This is a genomic window from Halobacillus sp. ABH2_015, assembly GCF_056158945.1.
The window spans coordinates 1,543,199-1,569,403 of the sequence record NZ_JBSWUG010000002.1; the positions used below are offsets into that span (position 1 = coordinate 1,543,199).

Genomic DNA, 26,205 nt, shown 5'->3' on the forward strand with positions numbered 1-26,205 from the left:
TTAATGAAGCCTTTATCCATCGATTTACACAAAAAGAAGGTCATTATTGTCGGAGGTGGCAGAGTAGCAGAGAAGCGTTTGAAATCTCTCTTGTCAGAGGGTCCGGAACTGACGGTGATCAGTCCGGAATTGACAGAAGCCCTTCGTCAGTTATGGGAGAAGGGGGGATTTGAGTGGAAGCAGAAGACTTATTTCAAAGGGGACGCGTCCGGTGCTTTTCTGCTCATTACGGCTGCTGATCAGCCTGAGGTGAATGAACAAGCGGCGGCTGAGGCCGGAGACGTTCCGCTGCTCAACCGTGCAGACAATGGAGGCGGGAATGTTCATTTTCCTGCCCATATGAAGAGGGGAAGACTCTCTGTTTCTGTCACAACAAACGGGGCCAGCCCTGCGTTGTCAGCCGAAATTAAACAGAGGTTTGAAGAACAGTTTCCGGAGGATTACGGGAGTTATGTCGATTTTTTGTTCACGTTAAGGAATGAACTTCGACATGCCGGCTTTTCATCTGACCGGAGGCGTTTTTATCTGGAGGAGGGATTGAAAGAATCCTGTCAATACAAGGTGAATCAGCAGTTATTGCTGGAAGAAATACATAAGGAGAAGGAGGCGGATGACTGTGAAAGGTCTGGCCGGTAAAAAGATAGGTGTGGCAGCTGATCGGCGCGCGGATGAAATTGCCAGGCTGATTCGTAATATGGATGGACGCTCAGCCGGCTATCCCATCCAAGGCTCTCAGCAATATAATCAGGAAACGGCCCGTCGGGATGTTCATCATTATTTAAAAAAGCCCTTTGATTATGTTTTGTTAACGACTGGTATAGGGGCTCGGACATTGGAAGAGGCTGCTGCAGGCATTGGTCACCGCCGTTCATTTGTAAAAAAATTATCTGATGAAATCCTGCTCATCCGCGGTCAAAAAACTGCTGACTGGTTGAAGGAACAAAACCTCGCTTATGAATGGATCGCTGAAGACGGGACAATGGCAAAGCTGTTGTCCTATATGGAGAATAATACCGCAAAAGCAGGAAAAAGTGTGTATTTACAAGCCTATAACCTGGATGATGCTGCCTTAAAAGACCGTCTTGAGGAAATGGGATACGATGTTTATTTATCAAAACCCTACTCATTCCTGCCTCCGGATCCCGATATTTTAGGTAGGCTGCGAAGAGAAATTACAAAGGAAAATCTTGATGCGGTCGTTTTCACCAGTAAAACCCAGGTAAAACAGCTGTTTTCGAAAGAGCAGCAGCCAGTCGTCGATGCCTTTAATCGAAATGTTCTCGCTGCTGCTGTCGGAAAGGTAACGGCAGCCGCTTTGGAAGAGCAGGGGATTTCCTATGTCCTGCAGCCTGAAAAAGCGAAGATGGGCGCTATGATTGTAGCGCTGGAGCGTTATTACCGGGAGGGCGCGCACACGGCCGCTCATTTTTGACTATGGAGGTGACAGAATTGTCGTTACAAGTAATCAACAGTCCGTTCAATAAAGAGCAGACGGAGTTACTGAACCAGCTGCTCCCAACATTGAATGAGCAGCAGAAAATCTGGCTCAGCGGCTATCTGGCCGCAGGGGCAGACCGTGGAAGTGGAGCAGCACAGGAAACAGAAGCAGGGGTCCCGGCAGTGGAAACAAGACACGTCACCCTTTTATATGGATCGCACACAGGGAACTGCCAGGAGCTTGCCGAAGAGTTTTCCGGCAGGTTGAAGGAAAACGGACTGCAGGTTTCTGTCGAAGATATGGACCGGTACAAACCGAAGTCCTTAAAAAAGGAAGAAGATCTATTGATCATTACCAGTACCCATGGAGACGGCGATCCTCCGGATAATGCGCTCTCCTTTTATGAATTTCTTTACAGCGGGCGTGCACCAAAACTGGATGGTGTCCGCTACAGTGTGCTTGCCCTTGGGGACAGCTCGTACGAATTTTACTGTCAGACAGGTAAAGACTTTGATAAACGTTTGGAAGAGCTTGGAGCAGAACGTATCGTAGAACGCATGGATTGCGACCTCGATTATGATGAAGAGGCGGAGGACTGGATCAATAAAGTCATCAATTCTCTGGAAACAGCTGAAGAAGGTAAAAAGGTGCAGGCCGCTCCCAATCCCCAATCATCCGGACCGGTGTATACGAAGAAAAATCCGTTTTCGGCGGAAGTGCTGGAAAATATCAATTTGAACGGCCGTGGTTCCAATAAAGAGACCCGGCATCTGGAACTGGATCTGGAAGATTCCAATCTTGCATATGAGCCTGGGGACAGTCTTGGAATCTACCCGCTTAATGAAGAGAAGCTGGTCGATCAATTAATTACTCTGATGCAGTGGGATCCTGAGCTTTCCGTTACCCTTAATAAAGACGGAGAGGTCCGTGCATTAAGGGAAGCCCTTTTGTCCCATTTCGAGATCACTGTGCTTACTAAACCGCTGCTCGAAAAGCTGGGAACCTTCACCAGTAATGAAAAACTGCAGGAAATCCTTGCATCCAAAGAGGCGCTTCAAACGTATATGGACGGTCGAGATCTTCTCGATGTTCTCACAGACTTCGGTCCATGGAACCTTGGAGCAGAAGAACTGGTGCAGCAACTTCGCAAAATCCCGCCTCGTCTGTACTCCATAGCGAGCAGCTGGAAAGCGAACCCGGACGAAGTTCACTTGACTATTGGCACGGTTCGGTATGAGAGCCACGGAAGGAACCGGCTTGGTGTATGTTCAGGCCAGTGTGCAGAACGGATGGAGCCTGGCGGAAACGTAGATGTATTTGTCCAGAAAAATTCCAACTTCAAGCTGCCGGAAGATGGATCTGCTCCTGTCATTATGATTGGTGCTGGAACTGGAATCGCCCCGTACCGGTCATTTCTGGAAGAGAGAGAAGAAATGGGATTAGAAGGGAATACCTGGTTATTCTTCGGAGAACAGCATTTCACGACGGATTTTCTTTATCAAACCGAATGGCAGCGCTGGCTCAAAGATGGCGTTTTATCCAGGATGGATGTCGCCTTTTCGAGGGATAACGAAGAAAAAGTGTATGTACAGCACAGAATGACCGAGCGCAGCAGAGAACTCTTTGAGTGGATGGAAGCAGGAGCTTACCTGTATGTATGCGGGGATGAAAAACATATGGCCAAAGATGTCCATCAGGCCCTTGTATCCATCGTTCAGAAGGAATCCGGAAGGACTGAGGAAGAAGCAGAAGCCTATGTGGCAGACCTTAGACAGCAGAAGCGTTATCAGAGAGATGTGTATTAACCATCATTGAAATGAAGAAAACGAAAGGAGAGGACAAAGCATGACAAAATCCGATCACCCCTCTCACCAGACACAGGGACCACCGGACGCAATGGAAAAAATCAAGGAGGAAAGCCGGCTGCTGCGCGGATCTCTCGTGGAAAGCTTTCAGGATCCCATTACCGGGAGCATCCCGGATGACCAGACAAAACTGTTGAAGTTCCATGGAAGTTACATGCAGGATGACCGGGATATCCGGAATGAACGAAAAAAACAGAAACTTGAACCAGCGTATCAATTCATGGTGCGTGTCCGGCTTCCAGGAGGCACAGCCACACCGGAACAGTGGCTGACAATGGATGAACTCTCTGATCAGTATGGAAACGGAACATTAAAACTGACGACAAGACAGACCTTTCAAATGCACGGCATTCTGAAATGGAACATGAAGAAAAGCATTCAACGGATGGACCAGGCGCTCATGGATTCCATAGCCGCCTGCGGAGACGTGAACCGGAATGTCATGTGCAACGTATATCCGGATCAGTCCAATGTTCATCACGAAGTGTATGAGTGGTCGAAGAAAGTAAGTGAGCACCTTCTTCCGAAAACAAGAGCTTATCATGAAATCTGGCTGGATGAGGAGAAAGTTGCCGACGGCAAAGAAGAGGAACCAATCTACGGCCCTGTATATCTTCCGCGGAAATTCAAAATCGGTGTGGCCGTTCCCCCTTCCAATGATGTGGATGTTTTTTCGCAGGACCTGGGTTTTATCGCGATTGTGGAAGATGATCAACTCACCGGCTTTAATATCGCCGTCGGCGGAGGGATGGGGATGACTCACGGCGACGAACATACGTATCCCCAGTTAGCGCGTGTCATCGGCTTCTGCCCGGTCGATAAAATAGTCGAAACAGCTGAAAAAGTCGTCACCATCCAGCGCGATTACGGCAACCGGTCCAACCGTAAAAATGCACGGTTTAAGTATACCGTTGACCGGATGGGGCTGGACTGGATCAGGGAAGAGCTGGAAAGCCGTCTCGGCTGGGAACTTGAAGAAGCAAGGGATTACCATTTCGATCATAATGGGGACCGTTATGGCTGGATCAAAGCCGCTGATGGCACTTGGCATCACACCTTCTTTATCCAAAACGGCCGGATTAAAGATGAAAAAGAATACCAGTTGAAAGCCGGATTGAGAAAAATTGCCGGTATTCACGAAGGCGACTTTCGGTTAACTCCGAACCAGAACGTGAGCATAGCAGGTGTGACCGATGTAAAGAAAGAGGAAATATCAGCGGTCATCGATGAGTACGGACTGACCGATGGCAGGCAGAATTCAGCGCTGAGGAGGAATTCCATGGCGTGTGTCGCTCTTCCGACCTGTGGACTGGCGATGGCAGAGTCGGAGAGATACCTCCCGTCCCTCGTCGATAAATTGGAAGATATTCTAGATGAATACGGGCTCTCAGATGAAGAAATCATTATCCGTATGTCGGGCTGCCCGAATGGATGTTCCCGGCCGGCTCTTGGTGAAATTGGATTCATCGGGAAAGCACCGGGGAAATACAACATGTATTTAGGGGCTGGATTTGCAGGAGACCGCTTGAACAAAATCTATAAAGAAAACATCGGGGAAGAAGAAATTCTCCTCGAGTTAAGGCAGATGTTTAAGGAATTTGCGCTTAACCGTTCCGAAGGTGAAAAGTTCGGGGATTTCGTCATCCGAGCCGGTTATGTGAAGGCCGTTTCGTCAGGCACAGAGTTCCACACCTCCTGATCATGTGTCACCTGCCGGCTTTCTCTGCATATCTTGTAGGGGAAACGACAGGCAGAGAGGTGTAGTAACATGGATGATAAAAAGAGTCAGCTCCCCGGTTTTTTTGAGCATACGTTTATGGATCTGGTTCGGGCCGTGGACTCGTTTTTTGATCAGTCCCTTCATGCAGCAGAATCTTTCTCCCAAAAAAATGCGATTCCTATCGATGTTTATGAATCAAACGGAGAGATCGTCGTTGAAGCTGTCCTTCCGGATGTGGATGAAAATCAAATCCGTATTGACCGCTCCGGCCGGCAGCTGCGCATTCTTATCGAACAACAGCAGCTGCGGGAAGTGAATGATGAAGGGCGCGATTACTACAGCCGGACCCACTTCAGAAAGACCCGGGAACAGATGATCGAGCTGCCATTTGAAGCTGACGTCACCAGCAGCCGTGCTTCGTTCCATAACGGGGTATTGAAGGTTGTCTTTCAAAAAAGAGGGCCGTTGGAGTCCATACAAATTGAAAGGTAAAGGGGAAGTGTAGCGGCTTCTCTTCTTTTTTTAAAGGTATATATGAAGGGGAAGGGGGGAGGCTGTGCACCGTTACTGGGTTCCCTATAGCTGGAGGCCGGTCACTCCGATTTATGAAAGACCCGGACCTTCATATCCAGAGGTGGAAGTCTCTTTGTTCAGAGAATCCGCCGTTTCAATGGAGAAACTCATCAAGGATGCGGAAAGACTGGTTGGGAAAATTCACGACGATGCATCCTATGCTGAGCAGATCATGATGGCGGCTCAACAGTCCAATCATGAAAAAGTGGACGGTCTGCTTGGTGAATATGTATCAAGTTCATTTCAGACCACATATAATCCGGATCGTCTGAAGGTCACCCTTGGATCACAGGACAGCAGACGTGACTGCTGCCGGCTGACACTCGTACTCCGCTGGAGATAAAAAAGCTTGAAGAGAACGTCATGACGTTCTCTTCAAGCTTTTTTTAACTACATGAATCATTAATGTCCAAGCGAGCGTACGATAAATTCAACGAGAAAGATCATGGCGATGAATACGACAGGGGTGGACAATTCCCGATGCCTGCCCAGGGCAAGCTTTACAATCGGATAGGCTATAAAGCCGAAGGCCATTCCGTCAGCGATGGAATACGTGAAAGGAATCATCACGATAATTAAAAACGCCGGCATGGATTCAGAAAGCTGATCAAATGGAATTTCCTTGATGTTCTGAACCATTAGGGCTCCAACGATGATCAGGATCGGAGCAATAGCTGAAGATGGAACCATGGAAATCCATGGGATCAAAAACAGGGTGGCTCCGAATAGGACGGCCATGGTCAGCGCCGATTTCCCTGACTTTCCTCCGGATGCAATGACAGCAGCACTCTCTGCGGAAGAAACCGTCGGAGATGTACCCAGAAATCCAGTGGATAAGGCGGAAAATGCGGTTGCCTGATAGGACCGTTTAAATTTGTCCTCCTGATTGAGCATGGAAAGCTGACCGTGGATCAGCCCCATATTCTCGAAGATGAGAACGATCGCCAACGGGAAAACCGCCATCCAGAAACCAAACCCGAAGATTCCGGAAAAGTCCGGCAGCATCAGAAAGCTCTGTTCCTGGATATCGATGCTTTTTCCACTTTCCCCGAGCAGCCCCGTGAAGTGGGCCAGAACGGTCCCGGCAATCATCGTCACTAAAAAGTTACCGGGGACGTTTCTTGAGAATAGAAAAATCCCGATAAATAAGGTGATGACACTGGTAATCACCATGGCAGATGACGGGTTGCCGAGCGTGATCAGGGAATGTTCCCCCTTGACAACGAGGCCTCCCTTTTCGAGTCCGATCAGCGTCAGGAAAAGTCCAAGCCCGACGGTGATGGCATGCTTCAAAGAAGCGGGAATGGCATGTTTCAGCCAATCGCCGAGCTTTGTGAAAGCAGTGATCAGAAAGATGATGGAAGCCATCGTCACGACAGCGAGTCCTTCCTGAAAGGACATGCCCGTTCCTTCGACAATCGAGTAGGCGAACAACGCATTGACGCCCATCCCGGGGATGAGAACCATCGGTGCGTTCGCATAAAAAGCCATGATCAAGCAGCCTAACGCGCTGGCAAGGATAGTAGCGACCATACCGCTCTCAAGCGGCAGCCCCGCACTCTCCAGAATCTGACTGTTGACGGCTACAATATATACCGTTGTGAAATAACCGATCAAACCTGCCAGTCCTTCTTTTTTCCAGCCCGCCTGTTGATGTTGCTGATTGAGCATTTCAATCCCTCATATGAAATTATCCCTCTCCCGCCCGGTTACCGAGTAACCCACAATCTATTATTCTACTCTCTCAAAAGAAAACAATCAACCAGTCAAAATATGGAGGGAACGAAAAGGAAGGAAGATTAAAGTGGAATGTGATAAGATGATAAAGGAATGTTAGAATGTAGTAAGCGTTTTCATCACTTACCTGTTCAGGTTTATATAGAAAGGAAAGGGATCTTAATGAAGTATAGATCTGTGTTTGACATCATCGGTCCTGTTATGATCGGGCCTTCCAGCTCGCATACTGCAGGAGCGGCCCGCATCGGCAGGGCTGCCCGCCATTTATTCGGAAGGGAGCCGAAGTACGCCCATATCCATCTTTACGGGTCATTTGCTAAAACCTACAAGGGGCATGGGACGGATGTAGCCATTATTGGTGGTCTCCTGGACTATGAAACCTATGATGAAAGGATAAGCACTTCCCTTGAAACGGCCAGAGCTTCAGGCATGAAAATCCGTTTTCACGAAGAGGATGCCCATACCGATCATCCAAACACTGCCCGTGTAAAGATCGGCGATGAAGACGGGGAACTGGAACTTGTCGGCATTTCCATTGGAGGAGGCAAGGCTGAAATCACGGAATTGAATGGTTTTGAACTCCGGTTATCGGGGAGCCACCCGGCTATCCTTCTTATTCATAACGACCGTTACGGAGCTATTGCATCAGCGACAGCGGTCCTTGCAAAAAATGAAATCAATATCGGCCGGATGGAAGTATCCAGAAAAGCCCAGGGGGAGCAGGCTTTGATGGTCATTGAGGTTGACCAGAATATTGATGATTCCATACTTAATGAACTGGAACGCGCAGACCACATTACTCAAGTGGCTAAAATCTCAGACTAGACATACAAAAGGAGTGTTCGCATGTTTCGCAATGTAGCAGAACTGATCGAGCTTGCTGAAAGTGAGCAGATACAAATATCTGAAGTGATGATTCGTCAGGAAATGGAAGTGAAGCAGCTTTCCAGGGAAGAGGTCTTTGCCCATATGGAAAGGAATCTCGACGTCATGGAAAAAGCAGTGGAAGATGGTTTGAAAGGTGTGCAGTCCCACAGTGGATTGACCGGAGGGGACGCTGTACTCATTCAGGATTACATGAAAAACCATACCCCGTTGTCAGGTCAGCTGTTGATGGACGCCGTCAGTAAGGCAGTGGCCACGAACGAAGTAAATGCGGCTATGGGCACCATCTGCGCCACGCCGACAGCCGGCAGTGCGGGGTGTGTGCCGGGTACTTTGTTTGCCGTTAAAAATCAGCTGAATCCATCACGTGAGCAGATGGTCCGGTACTTGTTCACCTCAGGTGCTTTCGGTTTCGTTGTTGCCAATAATGCATCGATATCAGGGGCTGCGGGTGGATGTCAGGCAGAAGTCGGCTCCGCTGCTGGAATGGCTGCCGCGGCTATTGTGGAAATGGCAGGAGGCACGCCTTCCCAGTCTGCCGAAGCTATGGCGATCACTTTGAAAAATATGCTTGGATTAATTTGCGATCCTGTTGCTGGACTTGTCGAAGTCCCGTGTGTGAAACGAAATGCCATGGGGGCTTCCAACGCTGTTGTAGCGGCAGATATGGCCCTTGCCGGTGTGAAGAGCAGAATTCCATGTGATGAAGTGATTGATGCCATGTATAAAGTAGGGCAGCGGATGCCGTCAGCTTTCAGGGAAACCGCCCAGGGTGGACTGGCTGCGACGCCGACCGGACGCGAACTCGAAGCAAAAGTGTACGGAATATCTTTAAAGAAAGAGTGAATGATGTGCTGCAGCAACCGATTAGTGAAATCAAAGGAGTTGGCGAAAAACTGCAGTCCCATTTAAACGAACTGGGACTGTTTACGGTGGAGGATCTTTTGTTTTATTTTCCACATCGTTATGATTCCTATGAAGTGAAGCCGTTGACGGAACTGGATCATAATGAGAAAGCGACCATTGAAGGGGAGATTGTCTCCGAACCTGTCGTCAGCTATTACGGACGGAAGAAATCCAGGCTGACCTTTACCCTGCAGGTGGAGCATTTTGCTGTGAAGGCGGTCATGTTCAACCGGGCCTTTGCGAAGAAGCAGCTGCAGCAGGGGGACACCGTCACAGTGACAGGGAAATGGGATCAGCAGCGTCTTCAAGTGACGGTCAGTCAATTCAAAAAAGGGGAGTCGAAAAGTCAGGCGCCGATCCAGCCCGTCTACACATTAAAGGAAGGGGTAAACATGAATACCCTCCGGAAAGTGATGACGGCAGCTTTCCACGAATATGGTGGATCGGTTAAGGAAATCCTTCCGGAGGATCTTGCTCTCGCTTATAAGCTCCCACCCCGGCAGGAGGCCCTGCATCAGATGCATTATCCGGAAAACCGGGTGATGCTCAAACACGCCAAGCGCCGGTTCGTATACGAGGAATTTTTAATTTTCCAGCTGAAAATGCAGCTGCTGCGTAAGCATAACCGCGAATCGACGCAGGGCATTGTTCAAAGGTATGATAATCAGAAGCTGACCGGTTTTGTCCAGTCCCTGCCCTTTGAACTGACTGGGGCACAGAAGCGCTCGCTTGCGGAAATTTTGAAGGATATGAAACGTCCCCACCGTATGAACCGCCTGCTTCAGGGGGACGTAGGCTCAGGGAAAACCGCCGTTGCGGCGATTGCTCTCTATGCTTCCATCACCGCTGGATACCAGGGGGCTTTAATGGTTCCGACGGAAATTCTGGCGGAACAGCATTATCAGTCTTTGTCGGCCATGTTTGAAGGCCGGGCAAGGGTGGAGCTTCTGACTGGTTCTATTAAAGGGAAGAAACGCCAGGAAATCCTCGAAGCAGTCAAAGCGGAGGAGATTGATATTCTTGTAGGAACACATGCGCTCATTCAAGATGAAGTCCTATTCAGTCATCTCGGCTTTGTCATTGTAGATGAACAGCACCGCTTCGGTGTAGAACAGCGGCGGACCTTGAGAGACAAGGGTCTTTCCCCCGATGTATTGTTCATGACGGCTACACCTATCCCGCGGACGCTGGCCATTACGGCGTTTGGTGATATGGATGTCAGTGTCATTGATGAAATGCCGGCGGGACGTAAGCCTGTAGAGACCTACTGGGTGAAAGGTGAAATGACCGACCGGGTCTTGAATTTCATCAAGAAGGAAATCGATCAGGGACACCAGGCCTACGTCATCTGTCCGCTTATTGAAGAGTCGGATCAGCTGGATATTCAGAATGCCATTGATCTGTACCATCAGCTCAGCAGTGTCTTTGAGCCGGATATTTCTGTTGGACTGATGCATGGCCGCCTCCATAATGATGAGAAAGAAGAAGTGATGAAGGAATTTGCAGAGAATCATCTGAATATCCTTGTTTCCACAACGGTGGTGGAGGTGGGTGTGAACGTTCCCAATGCCACGATGATGGTGATTTATGACGCCCAGCGTTTCGGCCTTTCCCAGCTTCACCAGCTGCGCGGAAGGGTCGGGCGTGGATCTGACCAGAGTTATTGTATTCTTCTTGCTGATCCAAAAGGGGATGTCGGTAAAGAACGCATGCGGATCATGACGGAGACGAACGATGGCTTCGAACTGTCTGAGCAGGATTTGAAGCTCCGGGGTCCAGGGGACTTCTTTGGGAAAAAGCAGAGCGGATTACCTGAATTTAAAGTAGGGGATATGGTACACGATTACCGCGCGCTTGAAACGGCAAGAAAAGATGCAGCCGAAATGATTGAAGAAGACATCCTGGATCAACATGAATCTTACAGCTCGTTAAAGGAAGTCGTCTATAAGGATAAGCAGATCATGGAAAATGTTCTGGATTGAGTGGAAAAGGGCACGTCCTGACAAGGGGCGTGTTTTTTTTATTTCCGCTTTTCATAGGACAGGCATCCGTATTTTTTCAATGAATGGGTTTTCAATCCTTGCGTTATGGTTTCCGGTATTATATATTACTATTAGTACCTAGTCATAAAAACGAGGCTTATGGCTGGATGAACGGTGGTATTTGTGTGAAAAAAACCAAGAGAGTACGTCAGGAAGAACTGAAGACACGTATTGAGCAAATGCCTTTCACAACGGATGAAGAACTCGCTAAATCCTTTGGTGTCAGCATACAGACGATCCGGCTGGACAGGATGGAGCTCGGAATTCCCGAGCTGCGGGAGCGGATTAAATCGGTGGCCACACAGGAATGGAATGAGACGGTGAAAGCTCTGCCGGTTGAAGAAATCATTGGAGAGGTCGTTGATTTAGAGCTTGACGACCGTGCCATTTCCATATTGGATATCCGTCCGGAACACGTTTTTTCAAGAAACCATATCGCCCGGGGGCATCATCTGTTTGCCCAGGCCAATTCACTAGCTGTCGCTTTGATCAATGATGAACTGGCTTTGACAGCCCGGTCGACGATTCATTTTTCCAGACCGGTTAAACTGGGTGAACGCGTAGTAGCGAAGGCGACGGCCAAAGGTGAAGATGATAAAGGGCGAACGATCGTAAGCGTCCACAGTTTTGTTGGAAACGAGGAAGTGTTTGCCGGTACGTTTGAAATGTACCGCTCGAATCAGTAAAGGAGTCGAATATTCATGAAGTTAGCCATTGATGCAATGGGTGGGGACAACGCCCCCGAAGCCATTGTGAAAGGAGCTGTCAAGGCAGCTGACACGATTGATGGTTTGTCCATCACACTCGTAGGAGACGAATCACAAATCCGTCCGTTTTTGAAGGATCAGCCGAATATAACGGTCTTACATACAACAGAAGTGATTACTTCGGAAGACGAACCTGTACGGGCTGTTCGCAGGAAGAAAAAAGCTTCCATGGTCATGGCTGCTGCAGAAGTGAAAGAAGGACGCGCGGATGGATGCATCTCGGCTGGTAATACCGGCGCCCTTATGAGTGCAGGTCTTTTCATCGTCGGCCGCATGCCCGGCGTGGAACGTCCGGCTTTAAGCCCTACCCTCCCGACGATGGACGGAAAAGGCTTTTTAATGCTGGATGTTGGAGCGAACGTCGATGCCAAACCGGCCCATCTGCTGCAGTATGCCGTCATCGGTTCGATTTACTCAGAAAACGTCCGTAAAATCAACAACCCAAGAGTGGGGCTGTTAAATGTCGGAACGGAAGATGGAAAAGGAAGCGACCTTACGAAGCAGGCGTTTCAGCTCATGAAGGAAGCGCCGATTAACTTTGTCGGGAATGTGGAATCCCGCGATCTCCTTAATGGGGTGGCTGATGTCGTCGTTACAGACGGATTCACAGGAAACGTCGCTTTGAAAACAATAGAAGGAACGGCTCTTACGATGTTTTCCATGATCAAGGAGACATTTATGAGCAGCTGGAAAACGAAAATCGCTGCCGGACTCGTGAAAGATGACCTCCGCGGCTTGAAAAACCAGCTGGACTATAGTGAATACGGCGGAGCCGGGTTGTTCGGCCTTGCCTCCCCGGTTATTAAAGCCCACGGCTCCTCGAATGAGCGTGCTGTGCTGAATGCGATCCGCCAGGCATGTGAAATGGTAGAGCTGAATGTGACAGAAACCATCTCCAGTACGCTGGACCGGATGAAGGAAAAGGAGGAATCAGAATGAAAAAGATTGCAGTCGTTTTTCCAGGCCAAGGCTCCCAGGAAGTCGGAATGGGACGGGCGATGTATGAAGCCTATCCTTCTGTGAAAGAATTGTTTGATAGAGCTGACGAAGGACTCGGGTATTCCCTTACATCCCTGATGTTTGAAGGCCCGGCCGAAGAACTTACGAAAACGGAAAATGCCCAGCCGGCCCTGCTGTTAAACAGTATCGCCATCCAGCAGGTGCTGTCTGAAGAAGGAGTCAAACCAGACATGACGGCAGGACACAGTCTTGGTGAATACAGTGCCCTCACAGCCGCCGGCGCGCTGGATCCGCTTGAAGCGGTTCAGCTTGTCCATATCCGTGGAAAGCTCATGGAAGAAGCGTACCCGACCGGGAAAGGTACGATGGCCGCTGTACTTGGACTTTCCCAGGAGGAAATCGAGGATGTCCTGACAGGGTTCGACGGAGAAAAAGCCGTTGATCTCGCTAATATCAACTGTCCGGGACAGATCGTCATCTCCGGTACGAAAGAAGGCGTGGAGGCAGCTGGTGAACAATTGAAGGATAAAGGCGCAAAACGCGTGCTTCCTTTGAACGTGAGCGGACCTTTCCACTCCCGTCTTATGGAGCCGGCGAGTGAAGAATTTGCGGGTCATCTCAATGACCGTACGATCAGAGATGCCTCCATCCCGGTATATGCCAATGTTTCGGCAGAAGCCGTCACAGAAGCGGAAACGATTGAGCGCCTGCTTGTAGAGCAGCTGTATTCGCCTGTGCGTTTTCAACAGATTCTAGAGGCATTTGTCGAAGAAGAAGTTGATGCCATCGTAGAAGTGGGGCAGGGAAAAGTTCTCAGCGGGCTTGTGAGAAAAGTCCAGCGTCGTATGAAGACGTTCAGCGTCCAGGATCCAGATTCATTAAAGGATTTTGTAAAGTGGTATAAGGAGGAAGCCTGATGTTACAGGAACAAGTAGCTCTCGTTACAGGAGCATCACGGGGCATAGGCCGTGCCATCGCTTTAGAACTTGCCCGCCAAGGAGCTAAAGTGGCGGTCAACTATGCAGGAAGTGAAGATAAGGCGGAAGCGGTCGTGCAGGAAATCATTGCCGGCGGCGGTTCAGCGATGAAGATACAGGCCGATGTTGCCAGCGAAGAAGATGTGAAGCAGATGGTGAAAACAGTCGTCGATGAGTTCGGCCGCCTGGACATTCTGGTCAATAATGCCGGAATCACCAAGGATAACCTTCTCATGCGTATGAAGGAAGAGGAATTTGATTCTGTTATCAATACGAATCTGAAAGGGGTTTTCCTCTGCACGAAAGGGGTTACCCGTCAGATGATGAAACAGAAGTACGGCCGGATCATTAATGTAGCCTCCATCGTCGGCGTTTCCGGCAATCCGGGACAGGCGAACTATGTGGCTGCCAAGGCAGGCGTTATCGGGATGACAAAATCCAATGCCAAGGAATTGGCGGCCCGTAATATTCAGGTGAACGCTGTAGCTCCCGGTTATATCACCACCGATATGACGGATGCTCTTACAGAAGAACAGCGTGAGCAGATGCTTGCCCTTATTCCATTGAAACGTCTGGGAGAAGGGGAGGATGTGGCGAGAGTCGTCCGTTTCCTGGCCTCAGAAGACGCCGCATATATGACCGGTCAGACGCTTCATGTGGATGGCGGAATGGTGATGTAAAAACCACTATGGTTTTTCTCTGCAAAATTTACTATAATGACTGAAGGGAGGTGAGGTTCCAATGGCAGAAACATTTGATCGCGTAAAACAGATTATCGTCGACCGTCTAGATGTTGACGAATCCAAAGTAGTTATGGAAGCTTCCTTCAAAGAAGATCTTGAAGCAGACTCTCTTGACGTAGTCGAGCTTGTAATGGAGCTCGAAGACGAGTTTGATATGGAAATTTCTGATGAAGAAGCTGAAAAAATCAATACAGTTGGCGACGCTGTGAATTACATAAGCAGCCAGTCATAAAAAGGTCAGCTGTCCGTTGTTCAACGGGCAGCCTTTCCTGTATTCAGAAACTTTTAGTAAAGGACAAGGTGATTTATGGGTGATTTCTCCAGTTTCCAGAAGCAGATAAATCAATCATTTCAGAACATTTCGTTGCTGGAGCAGGCTTTCACGCATTCATCTTATGTGAATGAGCATCGTAAAACCGACCGGGAGGACAACGAGCGTCTTGAATTTCTCGGGGATGCCGTTTTGGAGCTGGGTGTTTCCCAGTATCTCTACCGGGAGTTCCCGGATATGGCCGAAGGGGAGCTGACGAAGTTCAGAGCCTCGATCGTCTGCGAAGCCTCATTGGTCGAGTTTGCCAATGAACTGAATTTTCAGGACTTGATTCTTCTCGGCAAGGGCGAGGAATTGACGGGCGGCCGCAACAGGCCTGCGCTATTGGCAGACGTATTTGAAGCCTTTATCGGAGCTTTATATCTGGATCAGGGGTATGAGGCGGTTATTCGTTTTTTGAAGACCTACGTCTATCCAAGAGTCCAAAAAGGTGCTTTTTCTCATGCGATGGATTATAAAAGCCAGCTGCAGGAGTTTATACAGCGGGATAAAAATAGTAAAATTGAGTACGAAATTGTGGAAGAAAGAGGCCCAGCACACAGCCGGGAATTTATCGCTCACGTGATGATCCAGGATGACATCGGCGGTATCGGCGTCGGGCGTACGAAGAAGGAAGCAGAGCAGAAAGCGGCTCAGCAGGCTTTAGAGAATCAAGGCGCTCGATTTTAAAAAGGACCGTCATCAGCCTTAAGCGGCTGTAGACGGTCCTTTTTTTCATCGCCGGTACCGGCCCAGTTCCTGGACAAACGCCTGGATTTCAGAAACACTGAGCTGTCCCTTCATATTAATGATGTCGTAGAGGGATTTGATTTCCTCATATTTGTCTAAATCATAATCCTCCGGTTTCATAAGGGAACGATTGACCACCTGAAGTTTTTCGGCCATATCGTCAATGATAAATGCAAGATTTTCTTGTTTTGGTTCTTGTAAACTCAAAAGCTGATTCCTCCTTCGGCTGACTTCATCCGGTTTAGTACATATGATAAAGGACTTTGTCCAATTATGAAACCCTTTGACGGAAGGAAAAGAACGCTGGAGGCTTCCTACCGTAGGGAAAGCGTTTATGATAAAATATATTAGTTGAGTGAATGAAAGATTGTGAAGATACAGGAGGATGACTATGTTCCTCAAACAGTTGGATACTATTGGATTTAAATCATTTGCCGACAGGGTGACCGTGGATTTCGTTTCAGGCGTTACATCTGTGGTCGGTCCGAACGGCAGTGGGAAAAGTAATATAACAGATGCCATCCGCTGGGTGCTCGGAGAGCAGTCGGCCCGTTCCCTGCGTGGTGCGAAGATGGAAGATATTATATTTGCAGGGAGCGACTCGCGTTCTGCCCTGAATATGGCAGAAGTGACCCTTACGCTCGATAACGAAGATCAGACCCTGCCTCTGGATTACCAGGAGGTCAGTGTAACAAGAAGAGTTTACCGATCAGGAGAAAGTGAATTTTACATCAATAACCAGACATGCCGGTTGAAGGATATTATCGACTTATTTATGGATTCTGGTCTTGGGAGAGAAGCTTTTTCCATCATCAGCCAAGGGAAAGTCGAGGAGATTCTAAGCTCGAAGGCTGAAGAGCGCCGGACCATTTTTGAAGAGGCGGCCGGTGTCCTCAAATATAAACAACGGAAGAAAAAAGCCGAATATAAACTGGCGGAGACTCAGGAGAACTTGAACCGTGTGGAAGACATCATTCATGAAATCGATGGACAGCTGGAGCCTTTGAAAGAACAGGCTGCTGTGGCTGAAGACTACCTGGAGAAAAAAGAAGAGTTGAAGCATATCGAAATTTCCCTTTTAATTACTCAGATTGAGGGTCTCCACAAGGATTGGCAGGTTGTTTTAAAGGAACTGGAAGAGGTCAAGAGCGGAGAAGCGTCGTTGAGGGCTGATATCACTGCCCGGCAGGAATCTGTGGATTCGAAGCGGGACCGCATTCAAAAGCTGGATGAGTCTTTGGAAAGTCTTCAGGAAAAGCTGGTGGAGCTGACGAGGGAACTCGAAAATCTGGAAGGTAAAAAGCAGCTCATGAAAGAGCGGCATAAACATTTCGAAGAGAACAAATCCAAACTTGAAGAAGCCTACGAAGAACTCTCGAACAAACTTGAAACGCTGAAGGCCGTTACGACAGAAGAATCATCCAAATTGGAGGAAGTGCGGGAAAACCGCCGGAAATCCAAGCAGGAGCTCAAGGAAACGAATCAGGCGCTCAATCAGAACCTTCAGGAGATGGAAGACCAGATTGAGGATTTAAAAAGTGATTATATCGAACTATTAAACAAGCAGGCCGCGAAACGTAATGAAAAACACCTTCTGGAGAAGCAGCTATCAGAACTGCATTCTAAAAAAGATGTTCAGAGTGGAAAATTCCAAGGCCTCAGAGAAGAGCGGGAAACGCTTGAAAAAGAGCGCAGCCGGTTAACCGCAGAACTTGAAAAACTGGCGTCGGAACGCAGCGAACTGGAAAGCAGCCTCCAGGAAGTGTCGGCTTCGCTTGATAAAAACAAGCAGGCGTATCAGGAATGGCAGGAAAAACTGTACAAAGGGTATCAGTATCTTGAGAAGATGCGTTCCAAAAAGGAAATGCTGGAAGATATGAAAGAGGACTTCTCCGGTTATTTCCAAGGGGTCAGGGAAGTTTTAAAAGCGCGGCAGAATGGACGCCTCTCCGGTATAGAAGGGGCCGTCCTTGAGTTGATTGACATTCCGTCCGCCTACATGACAGCCATTGAAACGGCCCTCGGAGCTCAGGCCCAGCACATTGTTGTCCAGGATGAAAAAGCAGGAAGACAGGCCATCCACTGGCTGAAAACCCAGCACAAAGGCCGTGCCACCTTCCTGCCCCTTTCAGCCATCCAGCCCCGGTATGTAACCGGTGCCGGTTCGCTGAATCAACAGGATGGATACGTAGGAGTCGCAGCTGAATTGATTCACGTCCCGGAGATGTACGCCAAAGCTGTGCAGCACCTGCTTGGTCATATCGTTGTAGCGGAAACCTTGGAACACGCCAATGCGATTGCCCGTGTGCTGAACCGGAAGTACCGGGTCGTCACGCTGGAAGGAGATGTCGTCAATCCCGGTGGTTCTATGACGGGAGGAGCAAAGAAACAATCCGGCCAGTCGTTGTTTACCAGGGAAAAAGAGCTTCAGGAGACAACCGGAAAAATAAAGGATTATGAAAAGAAACTGCAGGATGTTGAACAAAAGGTTATGCAGCTGAAGCAGAGCCTGAGTGAACAGGAACAAGCGAAGGAGTCCTATGCAGAAAAGCTTTCTCATATGAAAAACAAAGAGTATGAAAAACAGTCCGATGCCAGGGAAAATGAAGTCAAATTGAACCATATTAACAGTCAGCTCCACCTTTACGATCAGGATCAGGCCCAGTTTGATCAAGATCGTACACAGGCGGATGACAGGCTTCAAACCCTGACAGAGAACCTCAGCTCTCTGGAGGAGGAACTTGGCTCGACCCAGCAGCGGATCGAAGCCCTTACTGCAGCAAAAGACAGGCAGAAAGAAGATGAGGAAGCTCTTCAAAAACGGCGTCAGGAACTACAGATCAAGCTCGCCGAGCAGGAATCGGCCGTCCATAACCAACAGGAAAAGGTCAGTCGATATGAAGAGGAGAAAGCACTGATTGAGCAGGAACTTCGTGGAAATAAAGCTTCTTATCAGCAGCTGATGGAAGTGGTGGAATCCAATCAAACCGAAGAAGAATTAACAGAGCTGATCAAAAATGCTGGACAGGAGAAAGCGGCAGCCTCAGAAGACATTCATTCCCTTCGCAAAGAACGGGCGGATATCAGTGCCGATGTGCATAAAGAGGACGCATCTCTGAAGGAACACAACCGGCTGCATCAGAACTACCTGCAGGATATCCAGCAGAAAGAAGTGAAGGCCAATCGTCTGGACGTGGAGCTTGATAATCTCCTCACGTACCTGCAGGAAGAATACGTAATAACTTTTGAAAAGGCGAAACGGGACTACGATACCGTTGAAGATGTGGATCAGGCTGCAACGAGAGTGAAACTGATCAAACGGTCCATTGAAGAGCTTGGGACCGTCAACCTTGGGTCTATTGAGGAATATGAGCGGATCAAAGAGCGCTACGAGTTTCTCAAGGGCCAGCAGGATGACCTTTTGGAAGCAAAAGGAACCCTTCATAGTGTCATTAATGAAATGGACGGGGAAATGAAACGGAAATTCGAAGATACCTTCACGAAGATCCGTGCCGAATTCAATGAAGTATTCCGGACGCTCTTCGGAGGAGGACGTGCCGATCTTCAGCTGACTGATCCGGAGAACATGCTGGAAACCGGAGTGGATATTGTCGCTCAGCCGCCTGGCAAGAAGCTTCAGAACCTGAGTCTTTTATCTGGTGGAGAAAGAGCGTTGACAGCCATTGCTCTGCTGTTTTCTATATTAAGAGTCCGCCCTGTGCCGTTCTGTGTTCTGGACGAAGTGGAAGCAGCTCTTGATGAAGCCAACGTCGACCGGTTTGCCCGGTTCTTGAAAGAATTCAGCAGAAATACACAGTTTATCGTGATCACCCACCGTAAGGGAACAATGGAAGAATCGGATGTCCTGTATGGAGTAACGATGCAGGAATCGGGCGTGTCGAAACTTGTTTCCGTCCGTTTGGAAGAAACACCTGAACTATTGGAAGCATAGAAAGGAAGATTGGATGAGTTTTTTCAAAAAGTTGAAAGATAAATTTGTGAAGGCGCAGGACGGCGAGGAGGAAAACAAGGATCAGCACCCTTCTGATCCTGCAGAAGGCAGCGGCTCTGTTTCTTCAGAGGAGGAGTCTCCTGAAGTTTCTGAATCCCTTCCTGAAAAAGAGGAAGCACCCGTGAACGTAGAGCCTGCCGGGGAGGAAGACGCTGATTCCCATGCTTCCAGAACGGAAGAGGACGATGGGGAAGAGGATGTCGATCCAGGTGTACCCGGGACCGAAGAGGACAAGAAGGAAGAAGAAAATGCCGGAACTGAAGCCGGCAATCCTGTGGATGACGACGAGGACGAACGTCCATCCGAGGCTGTAGAGGAAGAGGAAGAGAAAGAAACGATCGCTTCCAAGTTTAAAAAAGGACTGGCCAAAACGAGGAATTCCTTCTCAAGTAAAATCAATGACCTTGTGGCCCGCTATCGTACTGTAGATGAAGATTTCTTTGAAGAATTGGAGGAAGTGCTGATTTCCGCTGACGTAGGAGTAACCACCGTCATGGAAATGATAGAGGAGCTGGAATTGGAAGTGAAACGCCGGAATGTCCAGGATCCACAAAAGGTCAAGGAAATCATTTCTGAAAAACTGGTGGACATTTATTATGGAGACGACGATGCACGAGAAGTGGAAGGCCTGACGGAAAATCCGGATGGTCTGACCGTGTACTTGTTTGTCGGAGTCAACGGTGTCGGAAAAACGACGACTATCGGAAAGCTCGCCCACCGTTTGAAATCAGAAGGGAAAAAAGTCACTCTGGCTGCCGGAGATACGTTCAGAGCCGGCGCTATTGAACAGCTGGAAGAGTGGGGGAACCGTGTAGGAGTCAACGTCACGAAGCATTCAGAAGGCAGTGATCCGGCCGCCGTAGTTTATGACGGCATAAAAGCGGCTGAATCCCGCGGCGCGGATGTACTGATTTGTGATACCGCCGGCCGCCTGCAGAATAAAGTCAATCTCATGAATGAGCTTTCCAAGGTGAAGCGGGTCATCGAACGTGAAATTCCGGGTGCTCCTCATGAAGTTCTGCTTGTTCTCGATGCAACCACTGGTCAGAATGCCATGAGCCAGGCGAAAACGTTCGCAGAAGTAACAGATGTATCCGGTATTGTCTTGTCGAAGCTTGATGGAACGGCTAAAGGCGGGATCGTCCTTGCTATCCGGAATGAATTGGAAATTCCGGTCAAGCTTGTCGGGCTTGGTGAGAAAGTGACCGACCTGGAAACGTTTGATGCCCACGCCTTTGTCTATGGCCTGTTTGCTGACATGATAGAGGAGTATGAAGAGGATTAAGAAAATACGCTGTAAACCTTGACACACATGGACCTGCTCCGTTAATATTTATGTGTAAAGGTATTTCACTTAACAAGGAGTGCTACAAGCGTGCTTGAAAAGACGACAAGAATCAATTACCTATTCGATTTCTACCAATCGCTGCTGACTCCTAAACAGAGAAATTACATGGAGTTGTACTATCTGGAAGATTATTCTCTTGGTGAAATATCCGAGACCTTTGATGTATCCCGTCAAGCGGTGTATGATAATATCCGCCGGACGGAAACCATGCTTGAAGAATATGAAAAAAAGCTTCATTTATATGAGAAATTCCAAAAACGCCAGCAGGTAATAGCGGAAATGGAAGCTGCTGTTGATAAACAGGAACTTCCAAAGCACACGGCCGTCTGGCTTGAACAATTACAAGAATTAGAATAGGAGGGTTTCTTCGATGGCATTTGAAGGTTTATCCGACCGTTTGCAGGAAACGATTAAAAAAATCAAAGGCAAAGGGAAGGTAACCGAACAAGACGTAAAAGAGATGACGCGGGAAGTCCGTCTCGCCCTCCTCGAGGCCGATGTTAACTTCAAAGTAGTGAAGGATTTCGTCAAACGTATACGTGAACGGGCAGTCGGCCAGGAAGTTATGGAAAGTCTGACTCCGGGCCAGCAGGTCATTAAAGTCGTTCAAGAAGAGCTGACCGAGCTCATGGGCGGCAATGAAAGTAAAATTGCCGTAGCCAAGCGTCCTCCAACCGTCATTATGATGGTTGGTCTTCAGGGTGCCGGTAAAACCACGACCACGGGAAAACTGGCGAACCTTCTTCGTAAAAGTTACAACCGCAACCCGATGCTGGTTGCTGCTGACGTCTATCGTCCGGCCGCCATCCAGCAGCTGGAAACGCTCGGGAAGCAGCTGGGCATGCCGGTGCACGCTGAAGGGACAGAGGCAGACCCTGTGGATATTGCGCGTAATGCGGTTGCCAAAGCGAAAGAGGAACATCACGATTATGTTCTTATTGATACCGCCGGCCGCCTTCATATTGACGGAGATCTTATGGGGGAACTGCAGCAGATCAAGGATGCTGTCAATCCGGATGAAATTTTCCTTGTCGTCGACTCCATGACCGGACAGGATGCCGTCAACGTAGCGGAAAGCTTTGATGAACAGCTGGATGTCAGCGGCGTTCTTTTGACGAAGCTTGATGGCGACACCCGTGGTGGTGCAGCGCTGTCCATCAAGGCCGTCACTGGAAAACCGATCAAATTCGCCGGTATGGGGGAAAAGCTGGATCAGCTTGAAGTTTTCCATCCCGAGCGTATGGCCTCCCGTATCCTCGGTATGGGAGATGTGCTCACTCTTATTGAAAAGGCTCAGACACAGGTCGATGAAAAACAGGCCAAAGAGCTGGAATCTAAAATGAGAAATGCTTCTTTCACGTTTGAGGATTTCCTTGAGCAGATGGAGCAGGTGAAGAACATGGGGCCCCTCGATGAGATTTTGAATATGATCCCCGGGGCCAACAAGATGAAGGGACTGCAGAATGTCTCCTTTGACGATAAGCAGATTGTCCATGTGGAAGCAATTATTCAGTCTATGACCAAGCATGAGCGTCAGGATCCGTCCCTGATGAATGCAGGCCGTAAAAAACGGATTGCCAAAGGTTCAGGTACATCTGTTTCAGAAGTCAACCGTCTTTTGAAACAGTTTGAAGAAATGAAGAAAATGATGAAGCAGATGAGCAATACCAAAGGGAAAAAAGGCCGCGGAATGAAATTTCCGTTTATGTAATGGAAAAAACCTTTACACACCCTTGAAGTTCTGCTAAAATCTAATTCTGTGTGAAACAATTAATTAAAGAAATTTTGGAGGTTGTTAAATATGGCAGTAAAAATTCGCCTAAAACGTATGGGATCCAAGCGTAACCCATTTTATCGTGTAGTAGTTGCAGATTCCCGCTCTCCTCGTGATGGCCGCATCATCGAGCAGATTGGAACATATAACCCGGTTGTAAACCCAGTTGAGGTTAAAATCGACGCTGACAAGGCGATCGACTGGATGTCCAACGGTGCCAAGCCGAGCGATACAGTCCGTAACCTATTCTCTAACGAAGGCATCATGAAGCAGTTCCACGATAAGAAAAACCAATAATAAAATAGTGGTGATATCATGAAAGCCTTAATCGAAACGATCGTCACTCCGCTTGTCGATCATCCTGATGACATCAAGGTGGATGTGAAAGAAGAAGAGCACAAAATGGTGTATCATCTTTCCGTCCATCCGGATGATGTCGGTAAGGTGATCGGAAAAAACGGGCGGATAGCGAAAGCGATTCGAACTGTCGTGTATGCGGCAGGCTCTGATTCTGATAAAAGAATCTATTTGGATATCATGTAAGAAGGGAGAGGGAGAACCTTTCCCTTTTTTACTATGTAATCTTAAGGATAGGGAGGCGGTCAGCGCATGCAGATCATTAGAAAAGTACCTGTCAAACAAGTCCTGACAGATTCCAGCCGGGCCCAGCTTAAAGAAAGGTTCAACCAGAGGGAGCGCCAGCTTGATGAAGAATGCCGGCAGCTTGCTTTTGAACAGAAAAAACTGGAGCGCAAACCCGGTGTATCCAAACAGGAAGTGGAGCGGAGGTTTTCCCGTGAGATCAGCCGCCGGAGAGATCAGCTCAGGTGGATGGAATATCAGCGTAAACAGCTCGATATCCTTCCGGATGGAAGTGAGCTGGAAACGGATGAAGTCGACACGCTAGTCACGATCGAGGAAGGTGACGTGTGGGAAGACATTATCCAGGACCGCCAGATCACCATTAAAGATGGAAAAGTCATACGAGCGAGGTAATAACATGGATAGACAAATGTTTAATGTCGGAAAAATCATTAACACACATGGGATCAAAGGAGAAGTGAAAGTCCATCGAATCACGGATTTCGAGGAACGCTTCCAGCCCGGGCAGCTTTTGTATTGGGTAAGTGATAAACAGGAAACAAAAACTTTGGTCGTCCGCAGTCACCGGGTCCATAAAGGATTCGACCTGATCAGCTTTGAGGATCTTCCATCCATTAATGATGTGGAACCGTTGAAGAACGTGACCTTGATGGTTTCAGAAGAGGAACAGGAAGAACTCGGGGATCATGAATTTTATTTTCATGAGATTATCGGATGTACCGTCTACCTTGAATCAGGGGAAGAACTAGGGGTTATCAAAGAAATCCTGACACCGGGCGCCAACGACGTATGGGTCGTTCAACGCCGGGGAAGCAAAGATCTTTTGATCCCTTATATCGAGCCGGTTGTGAAGAAGGTAAATCCAACGGAAAAAACGATCATCATCGATCCAATAGAAGGGCTGCTGGACTGACATGCATATCGATATATTAACGCTGTTTCCAGAAATGTTCGAAGGTGTCCTGCAGAATTCCATTATGAAGCGGGCTCGGGAGCAGCAGGCTTTTTCATATGAATATGTGAATTTCCGTGATTACACAACAAGTAAGCATAATAAGGTGGATGACTATCCTTACGGGGGTGGAGCCGGTCTTGTACTCTCCCCTCAGCCGATTTTCGACAGCATTGAGGCCATCCGGGAAAAATCGGAAAAGCCTCCACGCGTCGTCCTGCTTTGTCCGCAGGGGGAACCTTATTCCCAGCAGAAGGCGGAAGAGCTTTCTGAGGAAGACCATCTTGTATTTATCTGCGGCCATTATGAAGGATATGATGAGCGCATCCGCCAAGAGCTCGTGACCGATGAAATTTCCATTGGAGACTACGTGCTCACTGGTGGTGAACTCGGAGCTATGGTTGTCATTGATTCCGTTGTCCGTCTGCTTCCCGGGGTGCTCGGAAATGAACAGTCGGCTCCGATGGATTCCTTTTCCAACGGCCTTCTGGAGCATCCTCATTATACACGGCCGGCGGATTTCCGTGGGATGAAGGTCCCTGATGTCCTTCTCTCGGGCAATCACGCTAAAATTGATGAGTGGAGACACAAAGAGTCTCTGAAGCGTACGTATGAACGCAGACCGGATCTCTTAGAGAAAAAAGAGCTGTCGGATCAGGAAAAAACGTGGCTGGAAGAGTGGAAAAAATAACAGCCGGCGGTTGAAGTTTTTCTCCCTGTATGGTATATTAAATTTTGTGCTTAAACGATCGGTTTAAGTGGAAAACGATGTTCCGCTGCCTCTTAGAAGACAAGAGCATTAGTTAAAAAGGAGTGAAGATCATGCAACAGTTGATTCATGACATTACAAAAGAACAGCTTCGTACAGATCACCCTGACTTCCGTCCTGGTGACACTGTCAAAGTACACGTGAAGGTTGTCGAGGGCACCCGTGAGCGTATCCAGGTATTCGAAGGTGTTGTTATTAAACGTCAGAACGGTGGAATCAGCGAAACATTCACAGTTCGTAAGATTACTTACGGCACAGGTGTTGAGCGTACATTCCCAGTTCATTCACCACGTATTGCTAAAATCGAACGTTCCCGTCGTGGTAAAGTACGCCGTGCGAAACTTTACTATCTACGTAACCTTCGTGGTAAAGCAGCACGTATTAAAGAAATTATCTAAACCGGTGAAAAGGAGCTTGCGTATGCCAAGCTCCTTTTTTCTACTTTATAATAAGTTCCAGCTGTTATACGATGAAAACAGCGGAGATGAACGTCATAAGACAGGGAAGTGGGGAAATGAAGCAACAGTGGTTGGACTGGGTCAAAGCATTTGCCATCGCTGCTGTTCTGGCAGTGATTGTACGGGTATTTATTTTTGCACCTGTTGTCGTCGAAGGACCGTCTATGCTTACGACACTTCATAGTGGAGATCACCTCATTGTGAGTAAGCTGCATAAACGTCTGACTTCTCCTGATCGGTTTGATGTCGTCGTTTTTCATGCAACAGAACAGAAAGATTACATAAAACGGGTCATCGGTATCCCAGGGGATCACATCGCCTATGAAAATGATCAGTTATATGTGAATGGCGAACGGGTGGAGGAGCCCTTTCTTGAGGACAGAAAGGCACAGCTTCCGGAAGGCAGCATACTGACCAGCGACTTCAGGATGGAAGAGGACATTCCAGGTGGTTTTGAGGAAGTGCCTGAAGGTCATGTCTTTGTTCTTGGGGATAACCGGGACAACTCCACCGACAGCCGCGTCCTCGGCATGATTCCGGAAGAACAGCTGGTTGGAGAAGCTGTATTATCCTACTGGCCGCTGGACCGCATCCGTATCGTTAATTAGGAGGATTT

28 protein-coding genes are annotated in these 26,205 nt (G+C 48.4%); 26 read left to right on the forward strand and 2 right to left on the reverse strand.

Annotated elements, in window-relative coordinates; translation table 11 throughout:
* Positions 1-3 precede the first annotated feature (3 nt).
* The 6 genes from ACXAD6_RS08230 (at position 4) to ACXAD6_RS08255 (ending at position 5,939) form a co-directional block, all read left to right on the forward strand.
* Entirely contained in the window at positions 4-636 is a 633-nt protein-coding gene (locus ACXAD6_RS08230) for an NAD(P)-dependent oxidoreductase (RefSeq protein WP_474968464.1), read from the forward strand.
* Positions 611-1,432 carry a uroporphyrinogen-III synthase gene (locus tag ACXAD6_RS08235; protein ID WP_474968465.1) on the forward strand — a complete coding sequence of 274 codons (822 nt, stop codon included), beginning with the start codon at positions 611-613 and terminating at the stop codon, positions 1,430-1,432. The genes ACXAD6_RS08230 and ACXAD6_RS08235 overlap by 26 nt, the downstream gene beginning before the upstream one ends.
* Positions 1,433-1,449: 17 nt before the next feature.
* Positions 1,450-3,243 carry an assimilatory sulfite reductase (NADPH) flavoprotein subunit gene (locus tag ACXAD6_RS08240; RefSeq protein ID WP_474968467.1) on the forward strand — a complete coding sequence of 598 codons (1,794 nt, stop codon included), beginning with the start codon at positions 1,450-1,452 and terminating at the stop codon, positions 3,241-3,243.
* Positions 3,244-3,283: 40 nt separating this feature from the next.
* A complete protein-coding gene (cysI, locus tag ACXAD6_RS08245) occupies positions 3,284-5,002 on the forward strand; it encodes an assimilatory sulfite reductase (NADPH) hemoprotein subunit (RefSeq protein ID WP_474968468.1) in 1,719 nt (572 codons plus the stop codon).
* Positions 5,003-5,071: 69 nt separating this feature from the next.
* Complete coding sequence (locus ACXAD6_RS08250; protein WP_474968469.1) at positions 5,072-5,515, forward strand: Hsp20/alpha crystallin family protein; 444 nt, start codon at positions 5,072-5,074, stop codon at positions 5,513-5,515.
* 154 nt (positions 5,516-5,669) lie between these two features.
* Entirely contained in the window at positions 5,670-5,939 is a 270-nt protein-coding gene (locus tag ACXAD6_RS08255) for a YuzC family spore coat inner layer protein (RefSeq protein ID WP_474968470.1), read from the forward strand.
* Positions 5,940-5,998: 59 nt separating this feature from the next.
* Here the strand turns inward: ACXAD6_RS08255 and ACXAD6_RS08260 are convergent, their stop codons facing one another.
* On the reverse strand, positions 5,999-7,267 hold the full coding sequence (locus ACXAD6_RS08260; RefSeq protein WP_027954168.1) for an NCS2 family permease: 1,269 nt from the start codon (positions 7,265-7,267) through the stop codon (positions 5,999-6,001).
* A gap of 228 nt (positions 7,268-7,495) precedes the next feature.
* Here ACXAD6_RS08260 and sdaAB point away from each other — a divergent pair, with 228 nt between their 5' ends.
* The 9 genes from sdaAB to rnc all read left to right on the forward strand — a co-directional run bounded on the left by sdaAB (position 7,496) and on the right by rnc (position 15,613).
* Entirely contained in the window at positions 7,496-8,158 is a 663-nt protein-coding gene (gene sdaAB, locus ACXAD6_RS08265) for an L-serine ammonia-lyase, iron-sulfur-dependent subunit beta (RefSeq protein ID WP_474968471.1), read from the forward strand.
* 21 nt (positions 8,159-8,179) lie between these two features.
* Positions 8,180-9,064, forward strand: a complete 885-nt coding sequence (sdaAA, locus tag ACXAD6_RS08270) for an L-serine ammonia-lyase, iron-sulfur-dependent, subunit alpha (protein ID WP_474968472.1) — start codon at positions 8,180-8,182, stop codon at positions 9,062-9,064.
* A gap of 5 nt (positions 9,065-9,069) precedes the next feature.
* Positions 9,070-11,106, forward strand: a complete 2,037-nt coding sequence (recG, locus tag ACXAD6_RS08275; RefSeq protein ID WP_474968473.1) for an ATP-dependent DNA helicase RecG — start codon at positions 9,070-9,072, stop codon at positions 11,104-11,106.
* A gap of 167 nt (positions 11,107-11,273) precedes the next feature.
* Positions 11,274-11,852, forward strand: a complete 579-nt coding sequence (gene fapR / locus ACXAD6_RS08280) for a transcription factor FapR (RefSeq protein WP_242520187.1) — start codon at positions 11,274-11,276, stop codon at positions 11,850-11,852.
* 15 nt (positions 11,853-11,867) lie between these two features.
* Positions 11,868-12,872 (forward strand): phosphate acyltransferase PlsX, encoded by a 1,005-nt coding sequence (plsX, locus tag ACXAD6_RS08285; RefSeq protein WP_474968474.1) that lies wholly within the window; start codon positions 11,868-11,870, stop codon positions 12,870-12,872.
* Complete coding sequence (gene fabD / locus ACXAD6_RS08290; RefSeq protein WP_474968475.1) at positions 12,869-13,810, forward strand: ACP S-malonyltransferase; 942 nt, start codon at positions 12,869-12,871, stop codon at positions 13,808-13,810. Before plsX ends, fabD begins: the two co-directional genes overlap by 4 nt.
* Entirely contained in the window at positions 13,810-14,550 is a 741-nt protein-coding gene (gene fabG / locus ACXAD6_RS08295; RefSeq protein ID WP_474968476.1) for a 3-oxoacyl-[acyl-carrier-protein] reductase, read from the forward strand. Before fabD ends, fabG begins: the two co-directional genes overlap by 1 nt.
* A gap of 61 nt (positions 14,551-14,611) precedes the next feature.
* The gene (gene acpP / locus ACXAD6_RS08300) at positions 14,612-14,845 is read left to right on the forward strand and encodes an acyl carrier protein (protein WP_027954176.1); all 234 of its coding nucleotides are present in this window, start codon (positions 14,612-14,614) and stop codon (positions 14,843-14,845) included.
* A 75-nt stretch (positions 14,846-14,920) separates the two neighbouring features.
* Complete coding sequence (rnc, locus tag ACXAD6_RS08305) at positions 14,921-15,613, forward strand: ribonuclease III (protein WP_027954177.1); 693 nt, start codon at positions 14,921-14,923, stop codon at positions 15,611-15,613.
* Between the two features lie 45 nt (positions 15,614-15,658).
* Here the strand turns inward: rnc and ACXAD6_RS08310 are convergent, their stop codons facing one another.
* On the reverse strand, positions 15,659-15,880 hold the full coding sequence (locus tag ACXAD6_RS08310; protein ID WP_474968477.1) for a DUF1128 domain-containing protein: 222 nt from the start codon (positions 15,878-15,880) through the stop codon (positions 15,659-15,661).
* 184 nt (positions 15,881-16,064) lie between these two features.
* Here ACXAD6_RS08310 and smc point away from each other — a divergent pair, with 184 nt between their 5' ends.
* The 11 genes from smc to lepB all read left to right on the forward strand — a co-directional run bounded on the left by smc (position 16,065) and on the right by lepB (position 26,197).
* Positions 16,065-19,625 (forward strand): chromosome segregation protein SMC, encoded by a 3,561-nt coding sequence (gene smc, locus ACXAD6_RS08315; protein WP_474968478.1) that lies wholly within the window; start codon positions 16,065-16,067, stop codon positions 19,623-19,625.
* Between the two features lie 13 nt (positions 19,626-19,638).
* Positions 19,639-20,970, forward strand: coding sequence for a signal recognition particle-docking protein FtsY (gene ftsY, locus ACXAD6_RS08320; protein ID WP_474968479.1), 1,332 nt, complete (start codon positions 19,639-19,641; stop codon positions 20,968-20,970).
* Positions 20,971-21,060: 90 nt separating this feature from the next.
* A complete protein-coding gene (locus ACXAD6_RS08325; RefSeq protein WP_474968480.1) occupies positions 21,061-21,390 on the forward strand; it encodes a putative DNA-binding protein in 330 nt (109 codons plus the stop codon).
* Between the two features lie 13 nt (positions 21,391-21,403).
* Positions 21,404-22,744, forward strand: coding sequence for a signal recognition particle protein (ffh, locus tag ACXAD6_RS08330; protein WP_027954182.1), 1,341 nt, complete (start codon positions 21,404-21,406; stop codon positions 22,742-22,744).
* 90 nt (positions 22,745-22,834) lie between these two features.
* Complete coding sequence (gene rpsP / locus ACXAD6_RS08335; RefSeq protein ID WP_160835583.1) at positions 22,835-23,104, forward strand: 30S ribosomal protein S16; 270 nt, start codon at positions 22,835-22,837, stop codon at positions 23,102-23,104.
* Positions 23,105-23,122: 18 nt separating this feature from the next.
* A complete protein-coding gene (locus ACXAD6_RS08340; protein WP_027954184.1) occupies positions 23,123-23,350 on the forward strand; it encodes a KH domain-containing protein in 228 nt (75 codons plus the stop codon).
* Between the two features lie 66 nt (positions 23,351-23,416).
* Positions 23,417-23,803: a YlqD family protein gene (locus tag ACXAD6_RS08345; protein WP_474968481.1), complete on the forward strand. Its 387-nt coding sequence runs from the start codon at positions 23,417-23,419 to the stop codon at positions 23,801-23,803.
* 4 nt (positions 23,804-23,807) lie between these two features.
* Entirely contained in the window at positions 23,808-24,323 is a 516-nt protein-coding gene (gene rimM / locus ACXAD6_RS08350) for a ribosome maturation factor RimM (RefSeq protein WP_474968482.1), read from the forward strand.
* A 1-nt stretch (position 24,324) separates the two neighbouring features.
* Entirely contained in the window at positions 24,325-25,053 is a 729-nt protein-coding gene (trmD, locus tag ACXAD6_RS08355; protein ID WP_474968483.1) for a tRNA (guanosine(37)-N1)-methyltransferase TrmD, read from the forward strand.
* Positions 25,054-25,184: 131 nt separating this feature from the next.
* Positions 25,185-25,529, forward strand: a complete 345-nt coding sequence (rplS, locus tag ACXAD6_RS08360; RefSeq protein WP_027954188.1) for a 50S ribosomal protein L19 — start codon at positions 25,185-25,187, stop codon at positions 25,527-25,529.
* Positions 25,530-25,645: 116 nt separating this feature from the next.
* On the forward strand, positions 25,646-26,197 hold the full coding sequence (gene lepB, locus ACXAD6_RS08365; RefSeq protein ID WP_474968484.1) for a signal peptidase I: 552 nt from the start codon (positions 25,646-25,648) through the stop codon (positions 26,195-26,197).
* Positions 26,198-26,205: the final 8 nt, after the last annotated feature.